A 25,422-nucleotide genomic window follows, 5' to 3' on the forward strand; every position below is an offset into this window, starting at 1 on the left:
TTCCGTCAATCAAGTTAAGGAAGCTGAATATCTTCAATAAACCCTTCTAATGTCTTCTGTCCAATTCCACTAACGTCAAGAAGTTGATCTGCATTTTGAAAGGGACCATTTGTTTCCCGGTATTCTAAAATGGCCTTCGCCTTGGCTTCCCCAACTCCTGATAATGTTTTTAACTCTTCTAATGAAGCTTGGTTAACAAATACTTTATCGGAAAGACGCTCATCTGATAAACGCCCCTCCCCTTTCTCCAGAACAATAACAACCATTTCATCTTGCACGCGGAGGGCAAGATTAACGGACAAAGGATCCCCTTGAACCGTCAGGCCACCAGCACGATCAATCGCATCTTCAACACGACTCCCTTCTTTCATCTGATACACTCCTGGACTGTGCACCTCTCCTTTTACATCCACATACATGAGAGAAGTTTCTTGTTGAGGTTGATTAAGATTTATTGATTCCTCCTTATCCTTTTGCAAAATTGGAACCTCATCTGTTGGAGGCTCTTGAGGCCATAGCATCCATAAAACAAACGCAACTAAAACAGCGATCGATAGAAAATACTTGTAGATTCGAATCATAAACGATCTACCTTCTCTCATATATTTGGTAACGGAACAGTGTTATTAAGAAAAGATTAACATGTAAAGGAGGGGACCTAACATGAAGTGGGGCATTATTGGCACGGGGAACATGGGAAGAATTTTAGCAGAGGCCTGGATCGATTCAGGAATGATTGATCAAGAGCAGCTTTATGTAACAAATCGAACCCTTTCAAAGGCAAAGACGTTACAAGCGAGCTATCCAGGTATCACCATTTGCGAAGAAGCGGCTGAACTCGCAAATCAAGTCGACATGCTTTTTATTTGCGTCAAACCATTGGATATTTACCCCCTTCTCCAGAAAATACAGCCATATTTAACTAAGCAGCAGTGCTTAGTTTCCATTACAAGTCCATACAGTGTGGAAGACCTTGAAAACGAAGTTCCTTGTCAGGTAGTGCGGTGGGTTCCGAGTATTACAAACAGAGCTCAATCAGGGGTTACCTTGTTAACGTTTGGAGAACGAGTATCCCCTTTAATGAAGGCTTATGTGGAGCAGTGTTGCAGAAGGTACTCACGGCCCGTACAAATTCACGAGAATGTTACGCGCGTCTCATCAGATATCGTTTCATGCGGTCCGGCATTTTTCAGCTATTTACTGCAACGATTTATAGATGCCGCATGTGAAGAAACCAAAATTTCTGAAGAAGAAGCTACAACCATGGTTACTGAAATGCTCATTGGATTTGGAAAATTACTCGAGGAAGGACATTATTCATTACCTACATTACAGGAGAAAGTTTGTGTAAAAGGCGGTGTTACTGGAGAAGGAATAGAAGTGCTTGAAACAGAGACAGGTAAAATGTTTCACCATTTATTTCAAAGGACCCACCGAAAGTACAAACAAGATAAATGGGAGTTGGAAGAACAAAAAAACAAAGAGGCGGACTAATCCCTCTTTGGTAGAATGGGACTCTTATAGTAATCATTCTCCATCATTAAACAAAATCCCTCTAAAAAATACAAAAACCGGAGAAGAGTCTTTACTCTTGTCCGGTTGATTTTTGACAGATAAAAAAGATTCGATCGTTTTCTTCTTCATCATAGCCTGCTTCTTCTTTGAAATCGCTATGAATTCCTAATACATTAAAGCCACAATCCTGGAGCCATGTTACGTAGGTGGCAACTGGGAATGTTCGTTGACTATGATATTCATCGAATCGCTCATATAAATCGCCTTTTTGCACAAAGAAAGTTAAATCATGGGTCACAGAGTGATCTTCTTCCTCTTCATCACAGAACCAAATGTAACTGATCTCATCCGTAACAGTCCCAAAGGTCTGGCCACTGAGATACCCATCAATATACCCTATTGAATGAACATCAAACAAAAACAAGCCACCTGGTTTTATCACCTCATAGGCATTCTTGAATGTGTTTTGAACGTCTTCTTCATTTGTCATGTAATTGATCACATCACAATAGCTAATGGCCATGTCGTATTGGACAGGCATATCTAAAGAGGATATATCTTGCTTCAACCACTCTACAGAAGCTTTTTGTTCTGTCGATTTACGATTCGCAATAGTTAGCATGTCTTCTGACAGATCAACACCTGTCACGTTATACCCTTTTTGAGCTAAGCGAATAGAGATCTCGCCTGTTCCTGCCCCAAGATCTAAGACACTTTCTACTTGCGCACCTGTCACTTTAAGGGCAGACTGGGTAAACCGTACCCAGTCTTGATAAGGGACCTCTTCCATTAAGGTGTCGTAAATTTCCGCAAAACGGCCATAACTCATATTACACCTGGTCTTGGCCTGGAGTAATTTCCTGCATGCTGTATGAAGGCGCATCTCCCCATAAACGTTCTAAGTTGTAATAGTTACGTTCATCTTTATGGAAGATGTGACAAACTACATCGTCTAAATCGACTAGAATCCAACGAGACTCCTCGAAGCCTTCCATACGTTTAACAATCATTCCCTGCTCTTCCGCAGCTTCTTTAATCCCTCTTGCAATGGCTTGAACCTGACGTTCGTTTGTACCATGACAAATAATAAAATAATCTGCAATTAAAGAAACATTCTGCATATCCATAGCGATAATATCTTCTGCTCGTTTATCTTCACATGCCTGTGCGGCAATCTTCATTAGTTCCTTACTTTCCATTTTTTACTTCCCTTCGTGTTTGTTATTCTTCGCCTTTGTTAAAGCGTTGTACGCATAAAAGGTGTCAGGATAAATAGGTTGATTCTTACTCATCAGAAAACCGATGGTATTCTTCGTTGCCATCCAACATCCGTAATCAAGACTCACCTGAGCCGCTTCTCTCACTTCATCAATTCCCGGGAACTTACGACCAGGTTCAATGTAATCAGCAAGAAAGATCACCTTATCCAGTTGAGTCATGTGTGTACGTCCTGTTGTATGATAATGAATAGAATCCAGGATTTCTACATCTGTAATTCCAATTTCTTTCTCCACCAATAAAGCACCAACGGGACCATGCCATAGTTCATGGTGATAATGCAATAAATCCTTAGGTAGATAAGTGGATGTAATCCATTTCTTCATTTCTTCGAGAGGTCTGTATTTCGCATAATCATGAAAGATGGCTGCAAGTTCTGCTTTCTTCTCATCAACCCCGTATCGATTTGCTAATTCCAAAGCCGTTTCCATCACTCTAACGGTATGATCATAACGTTCTTGTTTCAAGTGAGGTTTGAGTAAAGCTAATGCCTCATTCTGATCCATACAATCCCCTCTCCTTTATATAAGATTCTACGAGTTCAGGTAATAAGTAGCGTGCTGATCGTCCCTCACCTATGCGTTCTCGTATTACAGTGGAAGACACTTCGAATACAGGGATGTCAATCGTTTGTATCGGAAATGGAGAGGATAGTTCATGCCCTTTCCGCTTAACACCTACAAAGGTAATCATCTCAACGAGCTCTTCAATCCTATGCCATTTGGGCAAGTATTCAACCATGTCTCCCCCCATTATAAAGTAAAATTGAATATCCTCAAATTCATCGATTAACGTTTTCACTGTATCGAATGTATAGGAGATGCCAGATCGTTCGATTTCAATGGTATTTACTTTAAAATGGGGATTTGAATCTATTGCTAATTGCGTCATCTCAAGACGATCATTTACCAATGTATCGGTTGCTGTTTTGTGAGGGGGATCATTTGAAGGAATAAACCACACCTCATCCAATCCTAGTTGCTGGTACACCTCTTCTGCTATAAGAAGGTGACCCATATGAGGAGGATCAAATGTCCCTCCTAACAATCCAATTTTTTTCATGCTAAACTCCTTTTTTACGGTAGTTTAATCTGTTTGTTCTCGTCTGATTCTCTGTAAATAACGATCGTATTTCCAATAATTTGAACGATTTCCGCTTCGGTTCCTTCACCAATTTCTTTCGCTACTTCATCTTTATCTTCAAAGCAGTTCTGTAGAATGCTGATCTTGATTAACTCTCTTTTTTCTAATACGTCAGAGATTTGATCAATCATATTTTCATTTACACCCGTTTTCCCAACTTGGAATATGGGATTGAGATGGTGTGCCTTTGAGCGTAAAAATCGTTTTTGTTTTCCAGTTAACATGTTGTATCACCTTTCAGTTGCTGTTCAAATTTAGTTAAAATATGGTCTGCCTCAACAGACATTCCTGTCCATTGTTCAAAAGCTAATGCTGCCTGATAAATGAGCATACCATGACCGTGTAAAACACGAGCGCCTTTACTTGAGGCTTCTATTAATAAGGAAGTCTCAAATGGCTTGTATACAATATCACTAACAATAGCACGATCTCTTACATTTCTTAAAGAAATAATTTGGTTATCCTCGTTGGGACTCATTCCCACCGAAGTTGTCTGAACGATGAGGTCATATGTTGAGAGCTCATTTTCAGCTTCAGCAAGCGAGAGAACTGAAGAATGCGTTCCTTCACAGCGAAGGCTGAGTAATGCTTCTCCACGTGATGCTGTTCGATTCGCAATATCAATGACAGGACAACCAACCTCACTTAATGCTCTGTAGATTCCTCTGGCAGCCCCGCCTGCTCCAAGGAGCAAAACACGCGTCTCGTTTAATTTAGTATCAGGGTATTGTTCAAGAAGAGAGCGAACGTACCCTCTTCCATCGGTATTGTAACCAATCCACTTTCCGTCTTTGACATGAACCGTATTAACTGCCCCAACAGATGACGCGTATTCATCCACTTCGTCCAGATAAGGGATAATCTCTTCTTTATAAGGAACAGTTACATTAAACCCATCTACTTCTACCAATTTTAAAGCATGAAGCTGGTCCCTTAATAATTCCGGGCTTGTCTCGAAAATTCGGTAAGCTCCTTGTTGACTATGCTGATGAAGAAAGTGTTCATGGATCCAAGGAGATTTAGAATGCTTAGCGGGATAGCCGACGAGGCCAAATAAATACCCCATAGATAAACCCTCCACCTATTAAATTAATGAGGATCGAAGAGAAACACGAACCCCTTCTGGTAAATGCGCCGTTACTGTCACGCCACCATGTGGCACAGTAATCCAGCCAAGACCTGAGAATACAATGTCCGTCTTATCTTCTACTACTTGAAAACTGTGAGCCTTTAAAGGAGGCAATTGAGACTTTGTTTCCTGGTCCGGAGGAGAAAGGAGTTCTCCTAAATGATTCTCATATAATTCATCCGCTTTTTCGAGCTTCGTACGGTGAATATTCAGTTGATTAGAGAAGTAGCATACGAAAGAGTGCTTATCCCCTTTGTTAAAATCGAGGCGCGCTAGCCCTCCAAAGTATAAGGTCTGGTCTTCATTTAATTGATAAACACGCGGCTTAATTTCCTTTTGAGGTGTAATGACTTTCAGATCTTTATCTGAGACATAATGAGCCATCTGATGTCGGTTAATAACACCTGGAGTATCAAATAGAGATGATCTCTCATCCAATGGTATATCAATAAAGCCAAGCGTTGTGCCTGGGAAGTAAGACGTCGTAATGGCTTCTTTTTCCCCTGTAGAATCTTGTATTAAGTGATTAATGAACGTAGACTTCCCAACGTTCGTACACCCGACAACATAAACGTCTTTCTTCTTACGATGCTCTTCAATAGCTTCAGATGCTTCTTGCATTCCTTCACCAGTCTTTGCAGAAACAAGGAAGACATCGTTCACTTTCAGGCCTTGCTCTTTTGCAAGCCGTCTCATCCATTGCTTTACCTTGTTGTGATTGACTGATTTAGGAAGTAAGTCAACTTTATTGCCAACCAATATAATCGGCTTATTTCCAGTAAAGCGAGGCAATCCTTGAATGAAACTTCCGTTAAAATCAAAGATATCCATTACTTTCACAATCATTCCATCGGTATCACGAATTTGATTTAACATACGCAGGAAGTCGTCATCCGTTAAATCTACGTCTTGTACTTCATTATAATGTTTCAGACGAAAGCATCGCTTACAAATAACCTCTTCTCGCTCTAGAGCAGAAGGAGGAGCATATCCAGGAGCTTTAGGATCTTCCGTTTGAATTTCAGCTCCACATCCATAACAAATTACTTTTTCCATTCTTTATCCTCCCAATTGAGCATTCCACGACTTCTCATCCAACCTAAAATTTGTCGTTCGATCTTACGATTCACCTTTGTCCATAATCCATCTGTCTGAACAATAGGTACAACGAGTACTGTGTGGAAATCAGCCCGATTACCGCCTAACACATCTGTTAAAAGCTGATCCCCTACGACCACAATCTCTTCTTTATTTAAATTCATTTCTCTTTTTGCTTTACGGAACGCTTTCCCTAACGGTTTCCTTGCACTATGAATGAATGGAATATTTAAGGGTTCAGAGAAAAACGTTACACGACTTTCATTATTATTGGATACAACAGTTACTTGAATATCGTTTTCTTTCATTAATTTAAACCACTGGATAATTTCTGGGGTTGCATCAGCTTGATCCCAAGCAACCAGCGTATTATCCAAGTCTGTAATAATGCCTTTGATTCCACGTTCCTTTAGCTCTGAAGGTTTGATTTCAAATACAGATTGAACGTGTTCATCTGGCAGAAACTTTTTTAACACCTCTTAATCACCTCTTCTTTTGCTATTTACCGTACATTTGGACCACCTATCCATGATATAAAATTTATCATTCCCTTTCAAAAGAAAGTTTACTTTTATTAAAAGAAAAGCATATTTTATGCCTTTTTTGCTTAAGAAGAAGAAAAACCGTTCGACAAATTCCTACAACATTTCGATTGTGGATAACTCTATACACAAAACACACAACGTTCCCATCCTATTTGTGTACAAATTTACCAGTTTACCCACAACTTATATACAGGTGGGTGTGGATATGCATGGTGTTGTGGGGCAATATGATTCATGATACATTTAGTTCACACTAAAACAAAACATAATCTTATCACATATAAGTACGAATCTACATAGGCAAGTAAAATTATTCGCGGGAGGTGTCAGCCAACACTTTGTTGGTGATCGCTATGGAACATTTATCAGATGAATTACTCATAGAGTCATACTATAAAGCCACAGAACTTAACCTCAGCGCAGAATTTATTAAGCTCATTGAAGAGGAATTACAACGTCGATCAATCATTCAGAATATTAAGCGAACAAGCTAAACAAGCCGCCTATTGCTACGTGCAATGGGCTTTTTTTATATTCACAAAATCGTCACAGTCTTTTTAAATAGTATAAAGTTGCTTCTTACCTCTTTTTTTTATTACAATGGAGTGGATATTAGCATCTTGAAAACCGTATGTTAAAAGGGTACATTCTTTTATTCATATCGAGGGAGGACTTAGACTGAATGTTAACCGCTATTTTTTTACCACTGATTTTAGCACTGTTTATCCCATTCCTGAGTAAATGGAAAAACTCCATTCATACAGGGTGGTTTGTGCTACCTATTCCCTTTAGTATATTTGTTTACCTTATCACTCAGGTAGGTACACAATTTTCCCCTTTTGAGCGATCGTACGCTTGGATCCCGTCACTACAAATCAATTTTGACTTGTATTTAGACGGCCTTAGTTTACTATTTGGTTTGCTCATTAGTGGTATTGGTTCACTTGTTGTACTGTACTCTATCTACTATTTACATAAAAGTGAGCAACTAGGTCATTTTTACGTGTACTTACTCATGTTTATGGCAGCCATGTTCGGTGTCGTATTCTCTGATAACGTATTTGCACTTTATACGTTTTGGGAACTTACTTCCCTTTCTTCCTTTCTTCTAATCGGATACTGGAATCACAGGAAGGGCTCAAGGTACGGGGCGTTAAAATCAATGTTGATTACCGTATTTGGAGGCCTTAGTTTACTGGGTGGACTATTACTGTTAACCATTGTCACGGATACCACGAGTATTCAAGCTATGATGGATCAGAAAGAAACAATTGTGAATAGCCCTCAATTCGGGTGGATCTTAGGATTCGTTTTCTTGGGTGCTTTTACAAAATCCGCACAGTTCCCATTCCATATCTGGCTACCTGACGCAATGGAAGCTCCTACTCCTGTTAGTGCATACCTTCACTCAGCCACGATGGTTAAAGCCGGTATCTTTTTAATTGCTCGCTTTTTACCTATCTTCTCGATGAATGAATGGTTCTTTATTATCGTTAGCACAGTAGGAATTGTGACATTATGCTGGGGCTCCTATATGGCAGTTCGTCAAACAGACCTGAAAGGGATCTTGGCGTTCTCTACAATTAGTCAACTTGGTATGATTATGGCCATGCTTGGATTTGGAACAAAAGTAGCCGTCTTTGCTGCTGTCTTCCACATTTTAAACCACGCTACATTTAAAGGTAGCTTGTTCATGGTCGCCGGAATTATTGACCACGAAACAGGGACGCGTGATATCCGCAAATTGGGCGGACTCATGACCCTTATGCCAATCACAGCTACACTGGCTGTTTTTGGAACCTTTTCTATGGCAGGGGTACCTTTACCGTTCTTAAACGGATTTTATAGTAAAGAACTCTTCTTTGATGCCGCACTTCATTTAGAAGCAGAAGGGCTTGCGCATACATTGGCTACGCTCATTCCATACCTGGCTGTTTTTGGTAGCATCTTTACCTTTGTCTATTCCATGTACCTTTTCTTCGGCACTTTCCGGGGAGAATACAAAGAAAAAGACTTGCCTCAGAAGCCACACGAGGCACCAATCGGGATGCTCATCTCCCCTATTATCCTAGTGCTCTTGGTCATTACAATTGGATTAATTCCTGAGTTATTCAACAGCGCATTAATCGACCACGTAGCCGAGGCAGTAAAGGGAGAGCCGATGGAGAAACAGATCAAGTTCTGGCATGGCTTTGACTCACCTGCACTCCATATGTCCTTGATCGTAGTCGCATTAGGGGCGCTCTTGGTTAGCTTCCGACCTTATTGGGCTGGCGTCTATAAAGCAGTCCCAGGGATCTTAAGTCTGAATAAAGCTTACGATTGGTTGGTTGATCGAACGGAGAAATATTCAAGCACGATTACAAATGGATATATGAATGGGTCTTTAAGACGTTATGTACGTCTCTTACTAGCAGCCATCCTTCTTGGAACGGTTGGTACAATGCTTATGACTAATGGACTAGCATTAGAGGCAACCAATCTGGCAGATGTGACTTTCCCTGAAATGCTTGTCGTCATTATGATGGTGCTAGCAGCATTAGCCACCATATTTACCAATAATCGTATTGCAGCTATTCTGATTCTTGGGGTTGTCGGATATGGATTATCCATTCTATTTGTCCTATATCGAGCACCTGACTTAGCATTAACCCAGCTCATTATTGAAACGGTTACGGTCGCTTTATTCTTATTAGTCTTTATGCATTTGCCAGAACTAAGAAAACGTCATGAATCCGCCGGCTCTATCATTATTAATGCGGTCATTGCCATTTCCTTTGGTGCTATGATGACTATAGTGGGGATCTCCTCCTATAACAGCAAATGGTTCGAGCCAATTTCAGATTATTTCCTTGAAACGTCTGTAAAACTCGGAGGCGGTCATAACGTTGTTAACGTAATCCTTGTCGACATGCGTGGACTTGATACATTATTTGAAATTACCGTATTAGGCATTGCAGCACTTGCAATCTTCAATATGATTAAGCTTCGCCGTAAGAAAGGGGCGAAAGAATAAGATGGAAATTATTACGTCCCTGTTAGCGGGTATTCTGTTCGCAACAGGAATTTACAACTTACTGCAAAAGCAGTTGCTTCGCATTGTTATTGGTACAGCTCTTATCTCTCACGGAGCTCACCTTTTCATTCTAACAATGGGGAAGTTAAAGCGAGGAAAACCTCCTATTATTGTGGAAGGGGTCGAGAACTATGTCGATCCTTTACCACAGGCATTAATCTTAACGTCTATTGTTATTAGTTTTGGTGTGACAAGCTTTTTGCTCGTTCTGGCCTATCGAGCAGCCCAAACGAATGAAACTGATAATATGGACGAGTTAAGGGGTAACGAAAATGAGTAATTTAGCTGTTTTACCAATCCTACTACCACTATTAGCCGGTATTATCGTCGCCTTTTTCAATACGAAATTAACTACTGTTCGGTTATTCTCAAGAATCGTGGCACTCATAAACCTTGTAGTCGTTCTTTATATCGGATGGGATGTCTACCAGAATGGGTCCATCGTACTTGAATTGGGTGGATGGAAAGCACCTTATGGCATTGTATTTGTTGCAGACATGCTAGCAATCCTGCTTGTCATTACCACCAATATCATTGCAGTTGCGTGCGTATTCTTTGCATCGAAATCTCTGAGTGACAAGAAAGAATCGTTTTATTTTTACACGTTCTTCTTCTTACTCATAACCGGGGTCTCTGGAGCCTTTCTAACAGGTGACCTATTCAACCTATTTGTTTTCTTTGAAGTTCTTCTGATGGCTTCTTACGGTCTGATTGTTCTAGGCGGGGAGAAAGTTCAATTAAGAGAATCATTGAAATATGTACTATTAAACCTATTCTCTTCTATGCTTTTCGTAACCGTCATATCATTCTTATATTCTGTAGTGGGTACCGTGAATATGGCCCAAGTCGCAGAACGCGTTCAAGAAGCAGAACAAAAAGGGATTTTAACAACAATCGGAATTCTACTGTTCTTTGTATTTGCAACCAAGGCAGCTGTCTTCCCTCTTTATTACTGGCTGCCTAAATCATATATCGTGCCAAACCCTGTTGTATCAGCCCTATTTGGGGCGTTATTAACCAAGGTGGGAATTTATTCGATCCTTCGTACATTTACGATCATCTTCCATCACGAGGTTGATATTACTCACCAATTCTTTTTATGGTTAGCGGCATTGACGATGCTCTTTGGCGTAATTGGGGCACTGTCCACTCATAACATTAAGCTTATCGTAGCTTACAACATCATTCCTGCTGTCGGGTTTATGTTAATGGGTATTGCGTTATTTACTGAAACATCTATAGCCGGAACCGTTTACTATTTAATTCACGACATGATTGTAAAGGGAGCTCTGTTCCTTCTTGTCGGGGCAATTGCTACCCTGGCTGGAACAAGTGATTTAAGAAAGATGAATGGACTCATTCACCAGTACCCTGTTATTGGCTGGCTCTTCTTTATCGCCAGTATTACGCTGGCAGGAATTCCACCGTTTAGCGGATTTATTGGAAAGATTCTTTTAATGCAAGGCGGTTTAGAAAAGGATCAATATGTAGTCGTCATTATTGGACTGTTAACCAGTCTACTTATCCTTTTCTCTATGATTCGCATCTTCATTCAAGGCTTCTGGGGAGAGAAAGACGAAACATTTACACCTGATAAAAAAGTTGCTCGAGGCTTTACATGGCCTATTGCTTTTCTTGTCTTCTTCTCGATTTATTTAGGAGTCGGAGCTGAAACCGTTTATCCAATTATTGAGGAGATCGCACAATCCTTACTGGATCCTTCTCAGTACATTGAGTCCGTGTTAAAGGAGTAAACCCACATGCCTTTTCAAATTGTTTTAAATATTATTATTGCAATTATGTGGACGTTTCTTCAGGAATCGTACACATTTAGCAGCTTCTTCACTGGATACTTATTTGGGATTGTGTTGTTGTTTATGCTTCAGCGCTTTATTCCAGATGAATTCTACATGAAGCGATTTTTCAAAATTATATCGCTGATTTTGTTGTTTATTAAAGAACTCATCTTGTCAAATGTGACCATTTTGAAATGGGTATATAAACCAAATTTAAATATGGAACCTGGTATCTTTGCCGTACCCGTTGATCTTAAGAGCAACTGGGAAATTACGTTGTTAGCAAATCTCATCACATTAACGCCGGGTACACTCTCTATTGCTATTTCCAATGATCATTCTTATATTTACGTTCATGCTATGAACATTGAAGACGTAGAATCAGAGATTAATTCCATTAAAGAATCATTTGAGCGAGCGATTAAGGAGGTGACAAGATAAGATGCTAACTGTTGAAATGACAAAAGAGATGCTTGAGATTGTAACCGAATTCTGTATTGTGGTTACATCCATATCCATTATCCTTTTGTTATACAGAGCTGTTGTAGGCCCAACAAACCCAGACCGTGCAGTAGCACTAGATACAATCGGTATTAACCTTATGGCCCTGGCCGGATTAATTGCCATCTATCTTGTTACAACACAATTAAACGATGTTATTTTACTAATAGGAATTTTGTTGTTTATCGGTACTGTAGCCATCGCAAAATTCCTGGAAAAGGGTGTTATCATTGAGCGGGACATGGATTGAAATCGTTTGGGACCTCGTTATTATGGTATTTTTGCTAGCAGGTACCTTCTTCATCATTTCCTGCTCTATCGGAATCATTAGGTTCCCTGACGTATACACAAGGCTTCACGCTGCCACAAAAGGAGCTACTCTTGGAGTAGCCGGCATTATGATCGGAGCTTTCTTATTCCTTTACATTGAACATGGAATGATTAGCGGGAAATTGATATTAGGTATTATATTCGTCCTGTTAACAGCTCCTGTGTCTGGTCACATGATCTCAAGAGCTGCTTACCGTAGCGGCGTTCAGTTATGGGATCACAGCATTAAAGATGACTACAAAAAAGTCGTAGATTCAGACGACCAATAACGAAAAAACCGTTCAGCTAAGTTAGCTGAACGGTTTTTTATTGAATATGAACCTGAACTAGTTATTATAGTGGAAGAGCGTATGCAATTGTTAAGGGACAGACACTATTCTCCACGTGACTGCATAAGGTGACTATATAGGCCAATGCCTAAATGTTAACGTGGAGGTGTATGCGCTTGTCTAGTTTACTGTCTGCCCTTGCCCTCTTTATCAAAGACACCCTTTTCTTTGTATCCTATGTCAAAAATCATGCCTTCCCGCAACCCCTTCCACCAGACGAAGAAGCCAAATGTCTACAAAAAATGCATGAAGGAGATGAAGAGGCAAGAAACCGATTGATTGAGCATAACTTAAGACTCGTTGCTCACATTGTGAAGAAGTTTGAGAACACCGGAGAGGATAATGAAGACCTGATCTCTATTGGAACCATAGGATTAATTAAAGGAATTGAGAGTTTCTCTCCAGGAAAAGGGACGAAACTTGCCACCTATGCTGCTCGCTGTATTGAAAACGAAATATTAATGCATTTAAGAGCGTTAAAGAAAACCAAGAAGGATGTTTCGTTGCAAGATCCGATTGGGCAGGATAAAGAGGGAAATGAGATTAGCCTGATCGATATCTTAAAAGCAGAAAATGCAGATGTGGTAGAATTGATCCAATTAAATATGGAAGTGGAGAAAATCAGGGAATACTTACAGATCTTAGATAAGCGAGAAAAAGAAGTAATCATTGGACGGTATGGGTTAGGACTGAAAGAGGAAATGACCCAAAGAGAGATTGCGAAAACACTCGGGATTTCAAGAAGCTATGTATCGCGAATTGAAAAAAGAGCGCTCATGAAAATCTTTCACGAGTTTTACAGAAAAGAACATCAGAACCCTTCTCAAAATCATTAAGATCATAACACAAAAAAACCACTCTCTTCATAAGGTATAGCAAATACCTATAAGAGAGGTGAATAGCGATGGGGTATTGCGGATATGCAGGATACCCATACACCCCCTATCCAGTACCATACCCATATTATCGTCCTTTTGGAGGATACGGGCTTGGTTTAGTAGTCGTATTGCTCATCTTATTACTGGTGCTAGGTGGAGGATACTATTATAATCGATTTGCCTAGACATGAAGCTAGCCCATACAAAAAAACAGATTCAATGATCATTGAATCTGTTTTTATTGGGTTTCTTGATCTTGTAATTTCTGACTGCATTTCTTCCATCGCATTGTATACACAAAGGCAGCACTGATACTTATCGTGGTAAGTCCCATCATGAGTAATTCATAGTTCGATTCAGTTAAATACGTTGTAATAATTGTACCGAGATAAAAATAAACACTTAAAATTAAAAGCGTTACAATAAAACGGGAATAGTCTTCCATTCTTGCTTTCAAATCATCTTTATTCATGTAAAAACCTCCCCCTGTGTTGTTCATCATAACATGGATAAAGAGGGAGGTGATTAGTAAATTATTGGGATTACAGCTGACGAAGCATCCCTTGAATCAGAGTAGCAGCGTTTTTACCTGCTGTCTCTAAATATTGATCGAAAGAAACATTCGATTCTTTACCCGCGATGTCAGACAGAGATCGAATAATAACAAACGGAGTTCCGTAATGATGGCTCACCTGCGCTATGGCTGCTGCTTCCATCTCCGCAGCTTGTAATAGCGGGAACTTACCTCGCACAAACTCAACACGGCTGGCATCCTGCATAAACGAATCACCTGTTGCTATTAACCCTCTTACTGTATGGAGCTCTTCTAACTCTTCTGCAGCCTTTTCTGCAACCTGAACGAGTTCTTCGCTAGGAAGGTAGGCAGCTGGCATGTCAGGCACTTGTCCATATTCATAGTTAAAGGCTGTCACATCGACGTCATGATGACGTACCTCAGAAGAGATAACAAGATCTCCTACTTTTAGTTCTTTGGCGAAACCTCCAGCTGAACCTGTATTAATGATATGTGTTGGCTGATAACGCTCATGCAAGATCGTTGTAGCCATCCCTGCATTTACTTTACCGATATTGGATTTTGTAAGGACAACTTCTTTCCCTTCTAGTTCCCCACTATAAAACGTGCAACTCGCAACGGTCTCTTCCTGATGGATGGTCATGTTACTCTTTAATAATTCTACTTCTTCGTCCATAGCTCCAATAATACCAATTGTCATGCTGATTTCTCTCCTTTAATCTAAGACTCTTCTTCGCCTGAGTCATCTTGCTCGTTATACTGAGCTTTATATTCATTATCTTTTAAAACTTCCACCCTCATAGGCTTCCATCCTTTTCCTTCTACCCATGCGGTGTATACCCGGTACGTTTTCTTGCCTGTTTGATCTGAAATGGTTGCAACGGCCGTTTGGTTATTACCACCGTTGTTTACCCTCCATAATGTGGAGTCCTCAGAAACGCCAGCTCCAAGATAAATGGAGTCCATCATTTCTTCCCAGTCCTTAGTTGTATCATCAAACGTAGCCACATGCTTTCCTTCTTGTTCGGTACGAATCGCGCCCCATTTACCTTCGTACACTTCCAAGACGTTATCTTCCTTTGATACAGACGGTATATCTATGTACTCATCACTTGCTACAGTTTCCTCTTCAGATTCCATTTCCTCTTTCTCTTCTTCATCTTTTGCTTCATCTTCATCTTGAGTTTCTGTTTCTGTACCCTCATCATTAGACTCGCTTACATCTTTTTGCTTGTCCTCATCAGCTATTGATTCATCTGATTCAGAAGATGCAGACTCCTCTTCTGTATTCTCATCTTCTACATTTTCATTCGTGTCTTCTTCACTTTCAGAAGCCTCAGAATCTGTTTCTTCCATTTGACCTGAAGCCTGTTCTGCAGTGTCTGGATCTCCATCTTCTTTCGCTTCATTGCCTCCAAATGGCCATACAATAACACCGATTAAAACAACCACAAATACAACAGCTAACACGCTAAAGCCAGTCATCAGCTTCGTGTTTTTTCGCTTCTTTTCATAACGATTTGTTCGACTCATTCCTAGTTCCCCCTTTGATTCATTATACTATGACACGAAGGTAGAACCAATATATCCAACAAAAGGTTTTGTGTTTTTTTGTCGATTGTCTACTACTTTTGCTGAAATGGAGGAATAACTCACTTTATGTATAATATAGTGTATACAAGAAGAGAGAAAATAAAGGTGGTGGAGCAATTGAACGTGACAAGCTTTAACAAGAAGGCGTGGAATTTATCTAGGTTCAGCAAGGTCGGTTACTGCAAAGAAGAAAAGCGTTTGTGCATCTACTTCCTTAATGGGATTACGATGGAAGTAAACAACGTAGAAGAACAGGTGGTTTTTGAGTTTATTATAAGTTTGGAAAAAGAGACTTTTATCCGTGATTTACTAAAATCGGGTTATCGCACCTCTTTCCACCAAACTCCGTTACATGCATGAAGGGAACCTACTAAAAAGCAGGGTCCCTTCTTTTCAATTCTTTTATGTCTTCTTGTTGGTACAGATAAGAAACCATGTCCTTATAAACAGAGTATGTTGGCCCAGACTGTGCACTATTTAGTGTGACGACGACCATCGCATACTTGGGTGTATCATAAGGAAAATAGCCAGCGAACCAGTGGTGAGACTGATTTTCTTTCACTCCATCAGCATTTTCCACTTCCGCTGTACCCGATTTTCCGGCAATTTTTAACCCTTGTAATGTACTAGCAGTCCCTTCTGAAGTGGGAACCTTTTGTAGCAACTCTTGTAATTTCAACGAACTATAAGAAGAAAGACGGTTATCTGTATCAATATGCTCTGGGAATCTTATAAATTCAGAACCATTTCGATATAGAATCTCTGTTGCCCCGCGAACTTCTTTTTTTACGCCTTTAGCTGCAATCGTTGCCATCATGTTCGCCATGGAAAGAGGAGTAATCTGAACATCAAGCTGACCGATTGCCGTTTGTGAAACCGCGAGAGGAACTGTTTTTTGCGGATCAGGCCCCCAAATTTGATTCCGGTCCTCGCGCCCAAACTGTTTAAAACCTTTCAGGCGAAATACATCCCCTCTCCATCCAACTTGCTCTGTAAGCCCTAGCTTAGCCGCATAGTTTTCTAACACGTCCTCATCATGAGCCATCATTTCATTTGCTATTTTAGCAAATGTATAATTACAACTCTGAGCAAAACTTTCCTCAAACGTTAACACTCCTAAAGAACGCGTCGGTTCTTCTCCTTCATTTATACCCAAATCACAATTAAAAGTTTCTCGAGTATTAACATTCGGATTCTCTATAGCGGCTGCTGCGACCACGGTTTTGAAAACAGATCCCGGGGAGTAGCTTGTAAGCATTTTATTTTCATATTTATTTGGATCTTTTGGGTTCATATCTGGTCGACTTACTAAAGCCAACACATCTCGTGATTCCACATCTAACAAGACAAGACCGCCTTCCTTCATACCGGAAGCGTCAATCAACTCTTCAGCTTTCTTCTGGAGATCTAAATCAAGCGTCGTTTTTACACTAACAGGGTAATAGGGGTCCTGCAGCCCTAAATAATTCACCTTTAGGCCAAATAAAGGGTCTCCCTTCCCATCAACATGATAGAGGAGTTTCTCCTCATCTTTAGCAGCTAAAAATTCTTCAAACGTTTCTTCGAGGCCTGAAGCCCCTTTCCCTCTAACGACCCCTAAGAAATGAGAGGCGATATCTGGGTCACCTGGTGTGGCCCGACCTACAGAAACCATTCCAGGATAATTCCATTCTTGAAACGTCTTAAACTCTTCATCTGTTAACGAACGTTCCAAACGATCCGACAAATAAAAAGGTTCTTCACTCACACGAATCCATTGCTCGATCTTCCAAGAAGGCTCATCAATGATGGTCGCGACTTCTTCTAAAGGAACATCCATATCCTTTAAGAATGGGAAAAAGACAACATCGGAAGTAGCTGGATTTGTAACGGGTACACCATGTCGATCAAGCAAACTTCCCCGTCCATTATGTAATAATACAGACTGAGTGCGCTGTTCCACACTCGCCTCTAGTAAGTTAACGTTCTCCTTACCAAAACGCTCAGTTGAAATTAATTGAATTGTGGCTAATCTATATAACAGAAGACCAAACAAAAAAATTAAACAAACCGCAATGACCTTAGTTCGCTTTGCTTCCACACCACTCACCTCTGGCATCATTATCTCCATTGAGAAACAACACTAAACCTGAATGAGGAACGATACTCTTCTGTGTGAATGCCTTCGGTTACCCATAAAAAAAGCTCAAAGGAGGTTGTCCTCCCATGAGCTTGTCTTGATTCCTATTCAACGCTAACGATTTTAACGTTTATTTCGCCACCAGGTGTAGCAACAGTTACCTTTTCTCCAACTACATGTCCTAAAAGACTTTTGGCCATTGGAGAATCGTTTGAGATTTTTCCTTCGAACGGATCCGCTTCGGCACTTCCTACAATGGTATACGTTTCCTCGTCTCCATCAGGGAGTTCTTGGAAAGTAACGGACTTACCAAGTGCAACCTCATCACTGTCTGATGAATCGCTTTCGATGATTTCTGCATTACGGATCATATTTTCTACTTGAGAAATACGAGATTCAACGAATGCTTGTTCATCTTTCGCTGCGTCATACTCAGAGTTCTCAGAAAGGTCTCCGAACCCTCTGGCAATCTTAATACGTTCTACTACTTCCTGACGCTTTTCCGTTTTCAAATACTTTAGTTCGTCTTCTAACTTTTGTAAACCTTCTTCGGTCATATAATAACTTTTTTCTTCAGACATACCTCAATCACTCCTTCATACAATACGAAAAGAAATACCCCAATCCTTATATAAAAATGAGCGGCACAAGAACTGTGCGCTCAAACGAATCGTTACTATTTTATAGAAGAAATGGGTGTTCTAGAACTACTACCACATATCATGGCAGATTTTTAATACGTTTTCAACAATTTTATCTATTTATGCTCTAATTTCCCTTTTCTTGGATAATGGTCTTGATTTTAGAAGCCATTAAATCAATTGCAACATGGTTTTGGCCACCTTCTGGAATGATGATGTCCGCATATCGTTTCGTAGGTTCAACGAATTGAAGGTGCATCGGTCGCACAACATTGATGTACTGTTCTATAACCGAATCAATTGTTCTTCCTCTTTCTTTAATATCACGCAAAAGACGACGAACAATACGTACATCCGCATCTGTATCCACAAATACTTTAATATCCATCAGGTCACGAAGGCGAGGATCTTCAAGAACCATAATTCCTTCAAGAATAATGACGTCTTTTGAATCCACTGGGATCACTTCATCTGAACGGGTATGCATTTTGTAATCATAAACTGGCTTCTCAATGGATTCTTTCTCTATGAGCTTTTGAACATGCTCAATGAGTAAATCGTTATCGAAAGCGAGTGGATGATCGTAATTGGTCTTCAGACGTTCCTCGTAAGGTAAATGGCTTTGATCTTTATAATAATAATCTTGTTCCATCATCAAGATTGTTTTGTCAGTGAACTGCTGGATAATTGAACGGGTAACAGTCGTTTTCCCTGATCCAGTTCCTCCAGCAACACCTATGACTACGGGCTTATCACTCATGCTGCTTCTCCTTTCGATTGTTCGTACGCATTATGGTATGAGGCAATAGAACTGCCATTTATATCAACTAGTAAAGCAAAGCTTCTAGTTCGTTCTGGCGCTGGCTTGTTTTATCTTTTTACACTTATCGCTACTCCGTCCCCTACAGGCACAATAGTTGTTTGGTAGTCAGGGTGTTGAATGAGCCACTCATTATAAGTGCGTATTTTACGAGCAATTTTGGCAATATTTGAACCATCAGCCGGATCATCAGCGACGAACCCTTTAAACAAAACATTATCGGAAATCACCATGCCATTTGATTCAAGCTCTGGTGTAAATAATTCAAAAAACCTTTGGTACTGCCCCTTAGCTGCATCAATAAATAATACATCATAAGGCCCTTTTGCTTTCAATTCCTCTGCTAAATCAAAGGCATCTCCAAACAAAATACGCACTCGATTTTCTAGTCCGAGTTTGTTTATGTTGCGAATTGCTTCATTGTATCGTTCTTCATCACGTTCAATGGAAACAACTTCACATTCCGGATCGCTTTTTGCCATTTGAATAGCTGAATACCCAATGGCTGCACCAATTTCTAATATCCGCTTCGGTTGTTTAATTCGAATCATTTGCTGTAGAAATTCTATCCCTAAGGGTTCCATAATCGGTACATGATGCTCAGCTGCGTAAGACTCTATTGCCACAATGTCTTCCTCTTTCTGGTCAATAGTTTGCATCAAATAGTGCTCTAATTTCGGATCGATCATATCTTAATCCCCCACATAGAATTAATCATTCTTTACTGCTTTCATTACAACCCTCTTATTTTAGCATAAAAAAAGCAGGAAATGCGAGGGGTTTTCCCCTCACATCCCTACAAATCTTAATTAATATATTTATTTTTCTTGCGGTTGTGCTCATCTAGCGTCTCAGAATAGTAAATTGTACCATCTGATGCGGCTAAAAAGTATAGATTATTGGATTCTTTTGGATTCACAGTCGCTTCAACTGCATTCTCAGCGAAGTTAGAAATAGGTCCAATCGGTAAATCATTCACATGATACGTGTTGTATGGAGATTCTACTTCTAAATCTTCATATAACACACGGTCCTTATGTTCTCCTAAGGCATACAACACAGTTGGGTCTGTTTGAAGAGGCATCCCTTCTTCTAAACGGTTGTAAAACACTTCTGCTATCTTTTGTCGGTCTTCTTTAGTCTTTGCTTCATTTTCTACAAGAGAAGCCATTGTAACAGCTTCATGTACTGTAAGACCCTGTTCTTTCATAGCAGGAATATAAGGTGCAATCACTTCTTCGGTCTTTGATAACATCTTTTCAACGATTTGTTCAATCGTTGGTTCTTCCACATAAAAATCATACGTGGCAGCAAACAGATACCCCTCAAGAGGTGTTCTAATCTCAGGGTCTAAAATAACCTCTGATAATAAATTGGGATGGGTGTCAATCAACGATTCTACGTACGCATCCTCGTTTACTTTATCCATGAAGTCTTCTTTCTCAATGCTGGTCTTTCTAGAATAAATATCTGCAATTTGTGCTACCGTTTTTCCTTCAGGAATGGTCACCGTTAACAATGGATCTTTTACCACTTTACCTGTTTTTAAAGCTTTCACGAGTTCATCAAGGGACATGGCTTGAGTAAACGAGTACTCCCCAGCCTGGAAACCTGATTCATTCTTAAACTTTACATAAAAACGGAACACACGGCTATCCTTAATGACATTCTCTTCTTCAAGAATGGAGGCAATCTGAGACACGGACGAACCGATCGGAATATCAACTTTTTCTTTTGTCGTGTCATCCGGGTCTACCGGTTCAAGAGCAGAGCTGATGTATATGTATCCAGTTATACCCACAACAGCTATTACCGTTATAACAATAGCGAGTACAATGGCAACGATTTTACGAACAGTTTTCGCTTCCGCACTGCGCTTTTTTTGGTTATCTTTCATTGGATCATCATGATTCGACGAAGACATGACATTTCCTCCTTCCATCCGCTATATTATACTATAATTCCCCTTTGTCTTTCTATCATTTGCTGAAAATTTACATCTTTCGATTTTGGTTCAGCTGTAGGATGTTTATGAAAAATGCGTTTATTTAACCTGAAATGAGATGGGTAATCATTTAAGATACAAAAAAAGAGACCCTTAAAGGGTCTCTTTTTTTATTCTTGTTCGTCTACTAATGTGTTTAGGACTTCTTCGACCATTTCCCATTCTTCATCAGATTCGATCTGATAAAGAGCAAGGTCGTCGTCATCACTTTCTTTTTCTTCATAACGGAAAGCAAATACTTCAACTTCTTCGTCTGATTCCTGCTGCTCTGCTGGAACTACAGCAATGTAAGAGTGACCTGTTTGGTCTACATCAAAGCTGAATAAGACTTCAAATAAATGTTCTTCTCCGTTTTCATCCGGAATAATAATTCGTTCTTTTTCTTCTAAACCCATATTAACACCTCAATTTGAATTAGCATCTAAATAACTTTGTAAAATCATAACAGCAGCCATTTTATCAATAACTTTCTTCCGTTTACTACGACTAACATCCGCATCGATCAAAACGCGTTCAGCTGCCATTGTTGTTAGTCGCTCGTCCCATAACACGCTGGGCACGTTGAAGTATGCCTCTGATTTCTCGGCAAATACTTGAGAGGCTTCTCCTCTTGGACCAATCGTACCATTCATGTTTTTTGGAAGTCCAATAACTAGTTTACTCACTTCATGCTCTTTCATGTATGGTTCTAGTTGTTTGAACGCATCCTCATACTCACCCTCTGTCCAGCGCAGGGTGGTTAAACCTTGCGCTGTCCAGCCTAGTGCGTCACTTACGGCGAGTCCTATTGTTTTTTCACCTACATCTAATGCTATTGTTTTCATGTTAACCCTCTTGTTGTTGTTCTAGATAGAATTTCACTAGTTCTTCGATCAGTTCATCGCGTTCCATTTTGCGAATGAGGTTACGTGCATCCTTGTGACGAGGAATGTACGCCGGGTCCCCGGACAATAAATATCCCACGATCTGATTGATCGGGTTATACCCTTTTTCCTTAAGAGCCTCGTGAACCGAAAGCAAGACTTCTTTTACATTTTCATCAAACGGTTCTTCTGGAAAATTGAATTTCATTGTTTTATCCATGGAACTCATACAATCACCTCTCTATAGATGTACCCACATACCGCTTACTTGTAAGCTTCATTTTGAGAATACAACCCATATTTTCGATCTATTCCCTATTATCCTTGATTCGCAACGTTTTGAACATAGGTTTTTGCATAGTTAACGGCTTCTTCTACCTGATCAGGATTTTTACCACCGGCTTGTGCCATATCAGGACGACCTCCGCCGCCTCCGCCGCAGCGTGTAGCCACTTCTTTAATTAAATGACCAGCGTGGTAACCCTGATCCATTAAATCTTTCGTGACACCAGAAACTAACTGTACTTTACCATTGTTAACAGATGCAAGAAGAATAATGCCTGAAGATACCTTTTGTTTTAAATCATCCAACATATTACGAAGCGCGTTCATATCAGATACATCAACTTGCTTAGCTAGAAGAGAAACCCCTTCTACCTCTTCAAATTGATCTAAAATAGAAGATGCTTCAAGGTTAGATAATTTCGCTGATAGAGACTCTTTCTCTCTTTGAACTTCTTTCATTTCTTGATAAAGTCCTTCGATGCGCTCAGGAACCGTATGTGGTTTTGTCTTTAACAAGTCTGCAGCCTGGTTTAACAGTACTTCTTTCCCGTTCATATACTCATAAGCACCTTTACCTGTTACCGCTTCGATACGACGAGTTCCTGCACCGATGCCTGACTCAGCAATAATCTTGAAGAGACCAATTTCAGCTGTGTTGTAAACATGACAACCGCCGCAAAGCTCGATGGAGTAATCGCCAACCTTTACAACCCGAACTTCGTCCCCGTATTTTTCACCAAAGAGCGCCATAGCCCCCATGTCTTTTGCTTCTTGCAAGCTATGAGTGCCGATGGATACCGGAATAGAAGCCCATACTTTTTCGTTAACTGCTGTTTCAATTTGTTCTATTTCCTCTGTTGATACAGACCCAAAGTGTGAGAAGTCAAAGCGTAGACGGTCTCCTCTTACAAGGGAACCAGCCTGGTTCACATGCTCTCCTAACACATCTTTTAAAGCTTGGTGTAATAAGTGTGTAGCCGTATGGTTTTTCACCACGTGAGAACGAGTGCCGCGCTCAACCGTCGCTTTTACTTGTTCACCTTTTTGAATCGTACCTTCTTGTACAATAGCACGGTGAAGATTTTGTCCGTTTGGTGCTTTTTGAACATCTTGCACTTCAAGGGTAGCCGATTCCGTTTGAATATACCCTTTATCAGCAACCTGTCCTCCACTCTCAGCGTAGAAAGGAGTTTTCTCAAGAAATACATATACTTCTTCGCCAGCTTGTGCCTCAGAAGCAAAATCTTTATTCTTCACAAGCTCTGTAATCGTTGTATAGGTTTCAAGCTGGTCATAGCCAATAAATTCACTTGCTACCGTTACTTCTCCAAGAACACCTTCTTGTACAGACATGGAATCCACTTTTTGACGAGCATTACGTGCACGTTCTCTTTGACGTTCCATTTCTTGTCGGAAGCCTTCCTCGTCAAGGGTAAAACCTGCTTCATGCACATACTCTTCTGTCAGCTCTTTCGGGAAGCCATAAGTGTCATAAAGGCGGAAAACTTCTGTACCTGGGAAGACGTTTTTCCCTTTAGCTGTTTCTTCTTTGATGATTGTTGTAAGGATCGCTAAACCATCGTTTAAAGTTTCATGGAAACGCTCCTCCTCGTTCTTCATTACCGTCTCAATGAAGTCCTGCTTTTTCTTCACTTCTGGATAGAAATCTTGCATAACGTCTGCCACATGCCCTACGAGTTTATACATAAATGGCTCATGAATGCCTATTTGTTTCGCGTAACGGACAGCGCGACGAAGCAAACGACGTAGAACATACCCGCGGCCTTCATTAGAAGGAAGAGCACCGTCTCCAACTGCAAATGTTACTGTGCGGACGTGGTCTGCAATTACTTTAAAGGAAACATCTTTCTCTTCATCTTTGCCGTACGTCGTGTCTGCAAGCTTTTCGGTATGTTCGATGACCGACTTAAATAAATCCGTTTCAAAGTTTGTCGGTGTATCTTGAATAACAGATACAATTCGTTCTAGTCCCATACCTGTATCAATGTTTTTCTTCGGTAATGGAGTATACGTGTCATCTGGATTATGGTTAAACTGAGAGAACACCAAGTTCCAGATCTCAAGGTAACGTTCATTTTCGCCACCTGGATACAGTTCAGGATCCTTTGGATCGTTTCCGTATTTTTCACCACGATCATAGAAGATCTCTGTGTTAGGACCACTTGGACCTTCACCAATGTCCCAGAAGTTCTCTTCAAGACGAATGATGCGTTCTTCAGGTACCCCAACATCATCTTTCCACATGTTGAATGCTTCATCGTCTTCTGGGTGTACGGTTACAGATAATTTCTCAGGATCAAATCCGATCCAGTCTGGGCTCGTTAAGAATTCCCAAGCGTATTCAATCGCTTCTTTCTTAAAATAATCTCCAATGGAGAAGTTTCCTAACATTTCAAAGAACGTATGGTGACGGGCCGTTTTCCCTACGTTTTCAATATCATTCGTACGAATTGATTTCTGGGCGTTTACAATACGCGGGTTATCTGGAATCACTCGACCGTCAAAATATTTCTTTAAAGTTGCTACCCCACTATTGATCCAAAGTAGTGTTGGGTCTTCGTGTGGAACGAGAGATGCACTAGGCTCTACGCTATGTCCTTTTTCTTTAAAGAAATCAAGGAACATCTGACGTACCTGTGCTGACGTTAATGTTTTCATGGAAGGGGCCTCCTTGGTATTACGAATACAACGACGTATAGATCGAGTCATACAATTGGACATAAAAAAACTCCCGTCCTGCATCACCTGCAGGGACGAGAGTTGTCGCGGTACCACCCTGATTACGGATTCCTTAAGAATCCATCACTTTACGAAGAGATCATAACGATCTCCACTTTCACTGTAACGGAGCGAAACCCGGCAGTTTTTACCTGCACTCAGAATTAGCGTTCCATAGCCCTTCATCTAAAACTCCTCTCAGCC

Annotated in this window: 32 protein-coding genes; 11 read left to right on the plus strand and 21 right to left on the minus strand. The window is 40.4% G+C overall.

The genetic code is table 11. From position 1 onward, the window contains the following. Positions 1 to 14 precede the first annotated feature (14 nt). Positions 15 to 602 (minus strand): helix-hairpin-helix domain-containing protein, encoded by a 588-nt coding sequence (locus QNI29_RS14830; RefSeq protein ID WP_284526538.1) that lies wholly within the window; start codon positions 600 to 602, stop codon positions 15 to 17. A gap of 61 nt (positions 603 to 663) precedes the next feature. Between QNI29_RS14830 and comER the strand changes: the two genes are divergently transcribed. After that, positions 664 to 1,494, plus strand: a complete 831-nt coding sequence (comER, locus tag QNI29_RS14835; RefSeq protein WP_231417265.1) for a late competence protein ComER — start codon at positions 664 to 666, stop codon at positions 1,492 to 1,494. 91 nt (positions 1,495 to 1,585) lie between these two features. Here comER and QNI29_RS14840 read toward each other — a convergent pair whose 3' ends face one another. From QNI29_RS14840 to QNI29_RS14875, 8 genes are read right to left on the minus strand one after another with little or no spacing between them, the layout of a single operon-like run. Further along, positions 1,586 to 2,344, minus strand: a complete 759-nt coding sequence (locus QNI29_RS14840; RefSeq protein ID WP_231417266.1) for a class I SAM-dependent DNA methyltransferase — start codon at positions 2,342 to 2,344, stop codon at positions 1,586 to 1,588. Position 2,345: 1 nt separating this feature from the next. Then, complete coding sequence (gene rsfS / locus QNI29_RS14845; protein ID WP_231417267.1) at positions 2,346 to 2,714, minus strand: ribosome silencing factor; 369 nt, start codon at positions 2,712 to 2,714, stop codon at positions 2,346 to 2,348. A 3-nt stretch (positions 2,715 to 2,717) separates the two neighbouring features. Next, entirely contained in the window at positions 2,718 to 3,299 is a 582-nt protein-coding gene (gene yqeK, locus QNI29_RS14850; RefSeq protein ID WP_231417268.1) for a bis(5'-nucleosyl)-tetraphosphatase (symmetrical) YqeK, read from the minus strand. Further along, complete coding sequence (locus QNI29_RS14855) at positions 3,286 to 3,855, minus strand: nicotinate-nucleotide adenylyltransferase (protein ID WP_231417269.1); 570 nt, start codon at positions 3,853 to 3,855, stop codon at positions 3,286 to 3,288. The genes yqeK and QNI29_RS14855 overlap by 14 nt, the downstream gene beginning before the upstream one ends. Before the next feature lie 14 nt (positions 3,856 to 3,869). Further along, entirely contained in the window at positions 3,870 to 4,160 is a 291-nt protein-coding gene (gene yhbY, locus QNI29_RS14860) for a ribosome assembly RNA-binding protein YhbY (RefSeq protein WP_231417270.1), read from the minus strand. Further along, positions 4,154 to 5,002 carry a shikimate dehydrogenase gene (gene aroE, locus QNI29_RS14865; RefSeq protein WP_231417271.1) on the minus strand — a complete coding sequence of 283 codons (849 nt, stop codon included), beginning with the start codon at positions 5,000 to 5,002 and terminating at the stop codon, positions 4,154 to 4,156. The genes yhbY and aroE overlap by 7 nt, the downstream gene beginning before the upstream one ends. 18 nt (positions 5,003 to 5,020) lie before the next feature. Further along, positions 5,021 to 6,121, minus strand: coding sequence for a ribosome biogenesis GTPase YqeH (gene yqeH / locus QNI29_RS14870; RefSeq protein ID WP_231417272.1), 1,101 nt, complete (start codon positions 6,119 to 6,121; stop codon positions 5,021 to 5,023). Beyond that, on the minus strand, positions 6,109 to 6,639 hold the full coding sequence (locus QNI29_RS14875; RefSeq protein WP_231417273.1) for a YqeG family HAD IIIA-type phosphatase: 531 nt from the start codon (positions 6,637 to 6,639) through the stop codon (positions 6,109 to 6,111). The genes yqeH and QNI29_RS14875 overlap by 13 nt, the downstream gene beginning before the upstream one ends. Positions 6,640 to 7,061: 422 nt before the next feature. Here QNI29_RS14875 and QNI29_RS14880 point away from each other — a divergent pair, with 422 nt between their 5' ends. From QNI29_RS14880 to QNI29_RS14920, 9 genes are all read left to right on the plus strand, one after another. After that, positions 7,062 to 7,202 carry a sporulation histidine kinase inhibitor Sda gene (locus QNI29_RS14880; protein ID WP_084599643.1) on the plus strand — a complete coding sequence of 47 codons (141 nt, stop codon included), beginning with the start codon at positions 7,062 to 7,064 and terminating at the stop codon, positions 7,200 to 7,202. Positions 7,203 to 7,390: 188 nt separating this feature from the next. Beyond that, a complete protein-coding gene (locus QNI29_RS14885; RefSeq protein WP_231417274.1) occupies positions 7,391 to 9,724 on the plus strand; it encodes a Na+/H+ antiporter subunit A in 2,334 nt (777 codons plus the stop codon). 1 nt (position 9,725) lies between these two features. Continuing rightward, positions 9,726 to 10,064 (plus strand): Na(+)/H(+) antiporter subunit C, encoded by a 339-nt coding sequence (locus QNI29_RS14890; protein WP_231417275.1) that lies wholly within the window; start codon positions 9,726 to 9,728, stop codon positions 10,062 to 10,064. After that, a complete protein-coding gene (locus QNI29_RS14895; RefSeq protein ID WP_231417276.1) occupies positions 10,057 to 11,538 on the plus strand; it encodes a Na+/H+ antiporter subunit D in 1,482 nt (493 codons plus the stop codon). Before QNI29_RS14890 ends, QNI29_RS14895 begins: the two co-directional genes overlap by 8 nt. 6 nt (positions 11,539 to 11,544) lie before the next feature. Further along, positions 11,545 to 12,021 carry a Na+/H+ antiporter subunit E gene (locus QNI29_RS14900; protein WP_231417277.1) on the plus strand — a complete coding sequence of 159 codons (477 nt, stop codon included), beginning with the start codon at positions 11,545 to 11,547 and terminating at the stop codon, positions 12,019 to 12,021. Positions 12,022 to 12,037: 16 nt separating this feature from the next. Then, the gene (locus tag QNI29_RS14905) at positions 12,038 to 12,331 is read left to right on the plus strand and encodes a Na(+)/H(+) antiporter subunit F1 (RefSeq protein WP_370635479.1); all 294 of its coding nucleotides are present in this window, start codon (positions 12,038 to 12,040) and stop codon (positions 12,329 to 12,331) included. Beyond that, entirely contained in the window at positions 12,312 to 12,680 is a 369-nt protein-coding gene (gene mnhG, locus QNI29_RS14910; RefSeq protein ID WP_231417279.1) for a monovalent cation/H(+) antiporter subunit G, read from the plus strand. Before QNI29_RS14905 ends, mnhG begins: the two co-directional genes overlap by 20 nt. 176 nt (positions 12,681 to 12,856) lie before the next feature. Then, on the plus strand, positions 12,857 to 13,576 hold the full coding sequence (gene sigK, locus QNI29_RS14915) for an RNA polymerase sporulation sigma factor SigK (RefSeq protein WP_231417280.1): 720 nt from the start codon (positions 12,857 to 12,859) through the stop codon (positions 13,574 to 13,576). 68 nt (positions 13,577 to 13,644) lie between these two features. Further along, complete coding sequence (locus QNI29_RS14920) at positions 13,645 to 13,803, plus strand: hypothetical protein (protein WP_231417281.1); 159 nt, start codon at positions 13,645 to 13,647, stop codon at positions 13,801 to 13,803. Positions 13,804 to 13,856: 53 nt separating this feature from the next. Here the strand turns inward: QNI29_RS14920 and QNI29_RS14925 are convergent, their stop codons facing one another. The 3 genes from QNI29_RS14925 to QNI29_RS14935 all read right to left on the minus strand — a co-directional run bounded on the left by QNI29_RS14925 (position 13,857) and on the right by QNI29_RS14935 (position 15,686). Continuing rightward, positions 13,857 to 14,090 carry a YrhC family protein gene (locus QNI29_RS14925; protein ID WP_231417282.1) on the minus strand — a complete coding sequence of 78 codons (234 nt, stop codon included), beginning with the start codon at positions 14,088 to 14,090 and terminating at the stop codon, positions 13,857 to 13,859. A 70-nt stretch (positions 14,091 to 14,160) separates the two neighbouring features. Further along, positions 14,161 to 14,853: a 5'-methylthioadenosine/S-adenosylhomocysteine nucleosidase gene (gene mtnN, locus QNI29_RS14930; RefSeq protein ID WP_231417283.1), complete on the minus strand. Its 693-nt coding sequence runs from the start codon at positions 14,851 to 14,853 to the stop codon at positions 14,161 to 14,163. A 20-nt stretch (positions 14,854 to 14,873) separates the two neighbouring features. Then, complete coding sequence (locus QNI29_RS14935; protein ID WP_231417284.1) at positions 14,874 to 15,686, minus strand: YrrS family protein; 813 nt, start codon at positions 15,684 to 15,686, stop codon at positions 14,874 to 14,876. 126 nt (positions 15,687 to 15,812) lie between these two features. On the opposite strand from QNI29_RS14935, the gene QNI29_RS14940 reads away from it, so the two are divergent. Next, positions 15,813 to 16,106 (plus strand): hypothetical protein, encoded by a 294-nt coding sequence (locus QNI29_RS14940; RefSeq protein WP_231417285.1) that lies wholly within the window; start codon positions 15,813 to 15,815, stop codon positions 16,104 to 16,106. 10 nt (positions 16,107 to 16,116) lie between these two features. Here the strand turns inward: QNI29_RS14940 and QNI29_RS14945 are convergent, their stop codons facing one another. The 9 genes from QNI29_RS14945 to alaS form a co-directional block, all read right to left on the minus strand. Further along, complete coding sequence (locus QNI29_RS14945) at positions 16,117 to 17,826, minus strand: peptidoglycan D,D-transpeptidase FtsI family protein (RefSeq protein WP_231417286.1); 1,710 nt, start codon at positions 17,824 to 17,826, stop codon at positions 16,117 to 16,119. Between the two features lie 143 nt (positions 17,827 to 17,969). After that, entirely contained in the window at positions 17,970 to 18,446 is a 477-nt protein-coding gene (gene greA / locus QNI29_RS14950; RefSeq protein ID WP_231417287.1) for a transcription elongation factor GreA, read from the minus strand. Positions 18,447 to 18,633: 187 nt separating this feature from the next. Then, the gene (udk, locus tag QNI29_RS14955) at positions 18,634 to 19,266 is read right to left on the minus strand and encodes a uridine kinase (protein ID WP_231417288.1); all 633 of its coding nucleotides are present in this window, start codon (positions 19,264 to 19,266) and stop codon (positions 18,634 to 18,636) included. 110 nt (positions 19,267 to 19,376) lie between these two features. Beyond that, entirely contained in the window at positions 19,377 to 20,015 is a 639-nt protein-coding gene (locus QNI29_RS14960; RefSeq protein ID WP_231417289.1) for an O-methyltransferase, read from the minus strand. 116 nt (positions 20,016 to 20,131) lie between these two features. After that, positions 20,132 to 21,250, minus strand: a complete 1,119-nt coding sequence (gene mltG / locus QNI29_RS14965) for an endolytic transglycosylase MltG (RefSeq protein ID WP_231417290.1) — start codon at positions 21,248 to 21,250, stop codon at positions 20,132 to 20,134. A 191-nt stretch (positions 21,251 to 21,441) separates the two neighbouring features. Then, entirely contained in the window at positions 21,442 to 21,726 is a 285-nt protein-coding gene (locus QNI29_RS14970; protein WP_231417291.1) for a DUF1292 domain-containing protein, read from the minus strand. Positions 21,727 to 21,735: 9 nt separating this feature from the next. Next, a complete protein-coding gene (ruvX, locus tag QNI29_RS14975) occupies positions 21,736 to 22,155 on the minus strand; it encodes a Holliday junction resolvase RuvX (RefSeq protein WP_231417292.1) in 420 nt (139 codons plus the stop codon). Between the two features lies 1 nt (position 22,156). Next, positions 22,157 to 22,423 carry an IreB family regulatory phosphoprotein gene (locus QNI29_RS14980; protein WP_231417293.1) on the minus strand — a complete coding sequence of 89 codons (267 nt, stop codon included), beginning with the start codon at positions 22,421 to 22,423 and terminating at the stop codon, positions 22,157 to 22,159. An 89-nt stretch (positions 22,424 to 22,512) separates the two neighbouring features. Further along, on the minus strand, positions 22,513 to 25,158 hold the full coding sequence (gene alaS / locus QNI29_RS14985; protein WP_231417294.1) for an alanine--tRNA ligase: 2,646 nt from the start codon (positions 25,156 to 25,158) through the stop codon (positions 22,513 to 22,515). Positions 25,159 to 25,422 lie beyond the last annotated feature (264 nt).

This window comes from Pontibacillus chungwhensis, from assembly GCF_030166655.1.
In the GTDB taxonomy this organism is placed as follows: Bacteria; Bacillota; Bacilli; order Bacillales; family BH030062; genus Pontibacillus.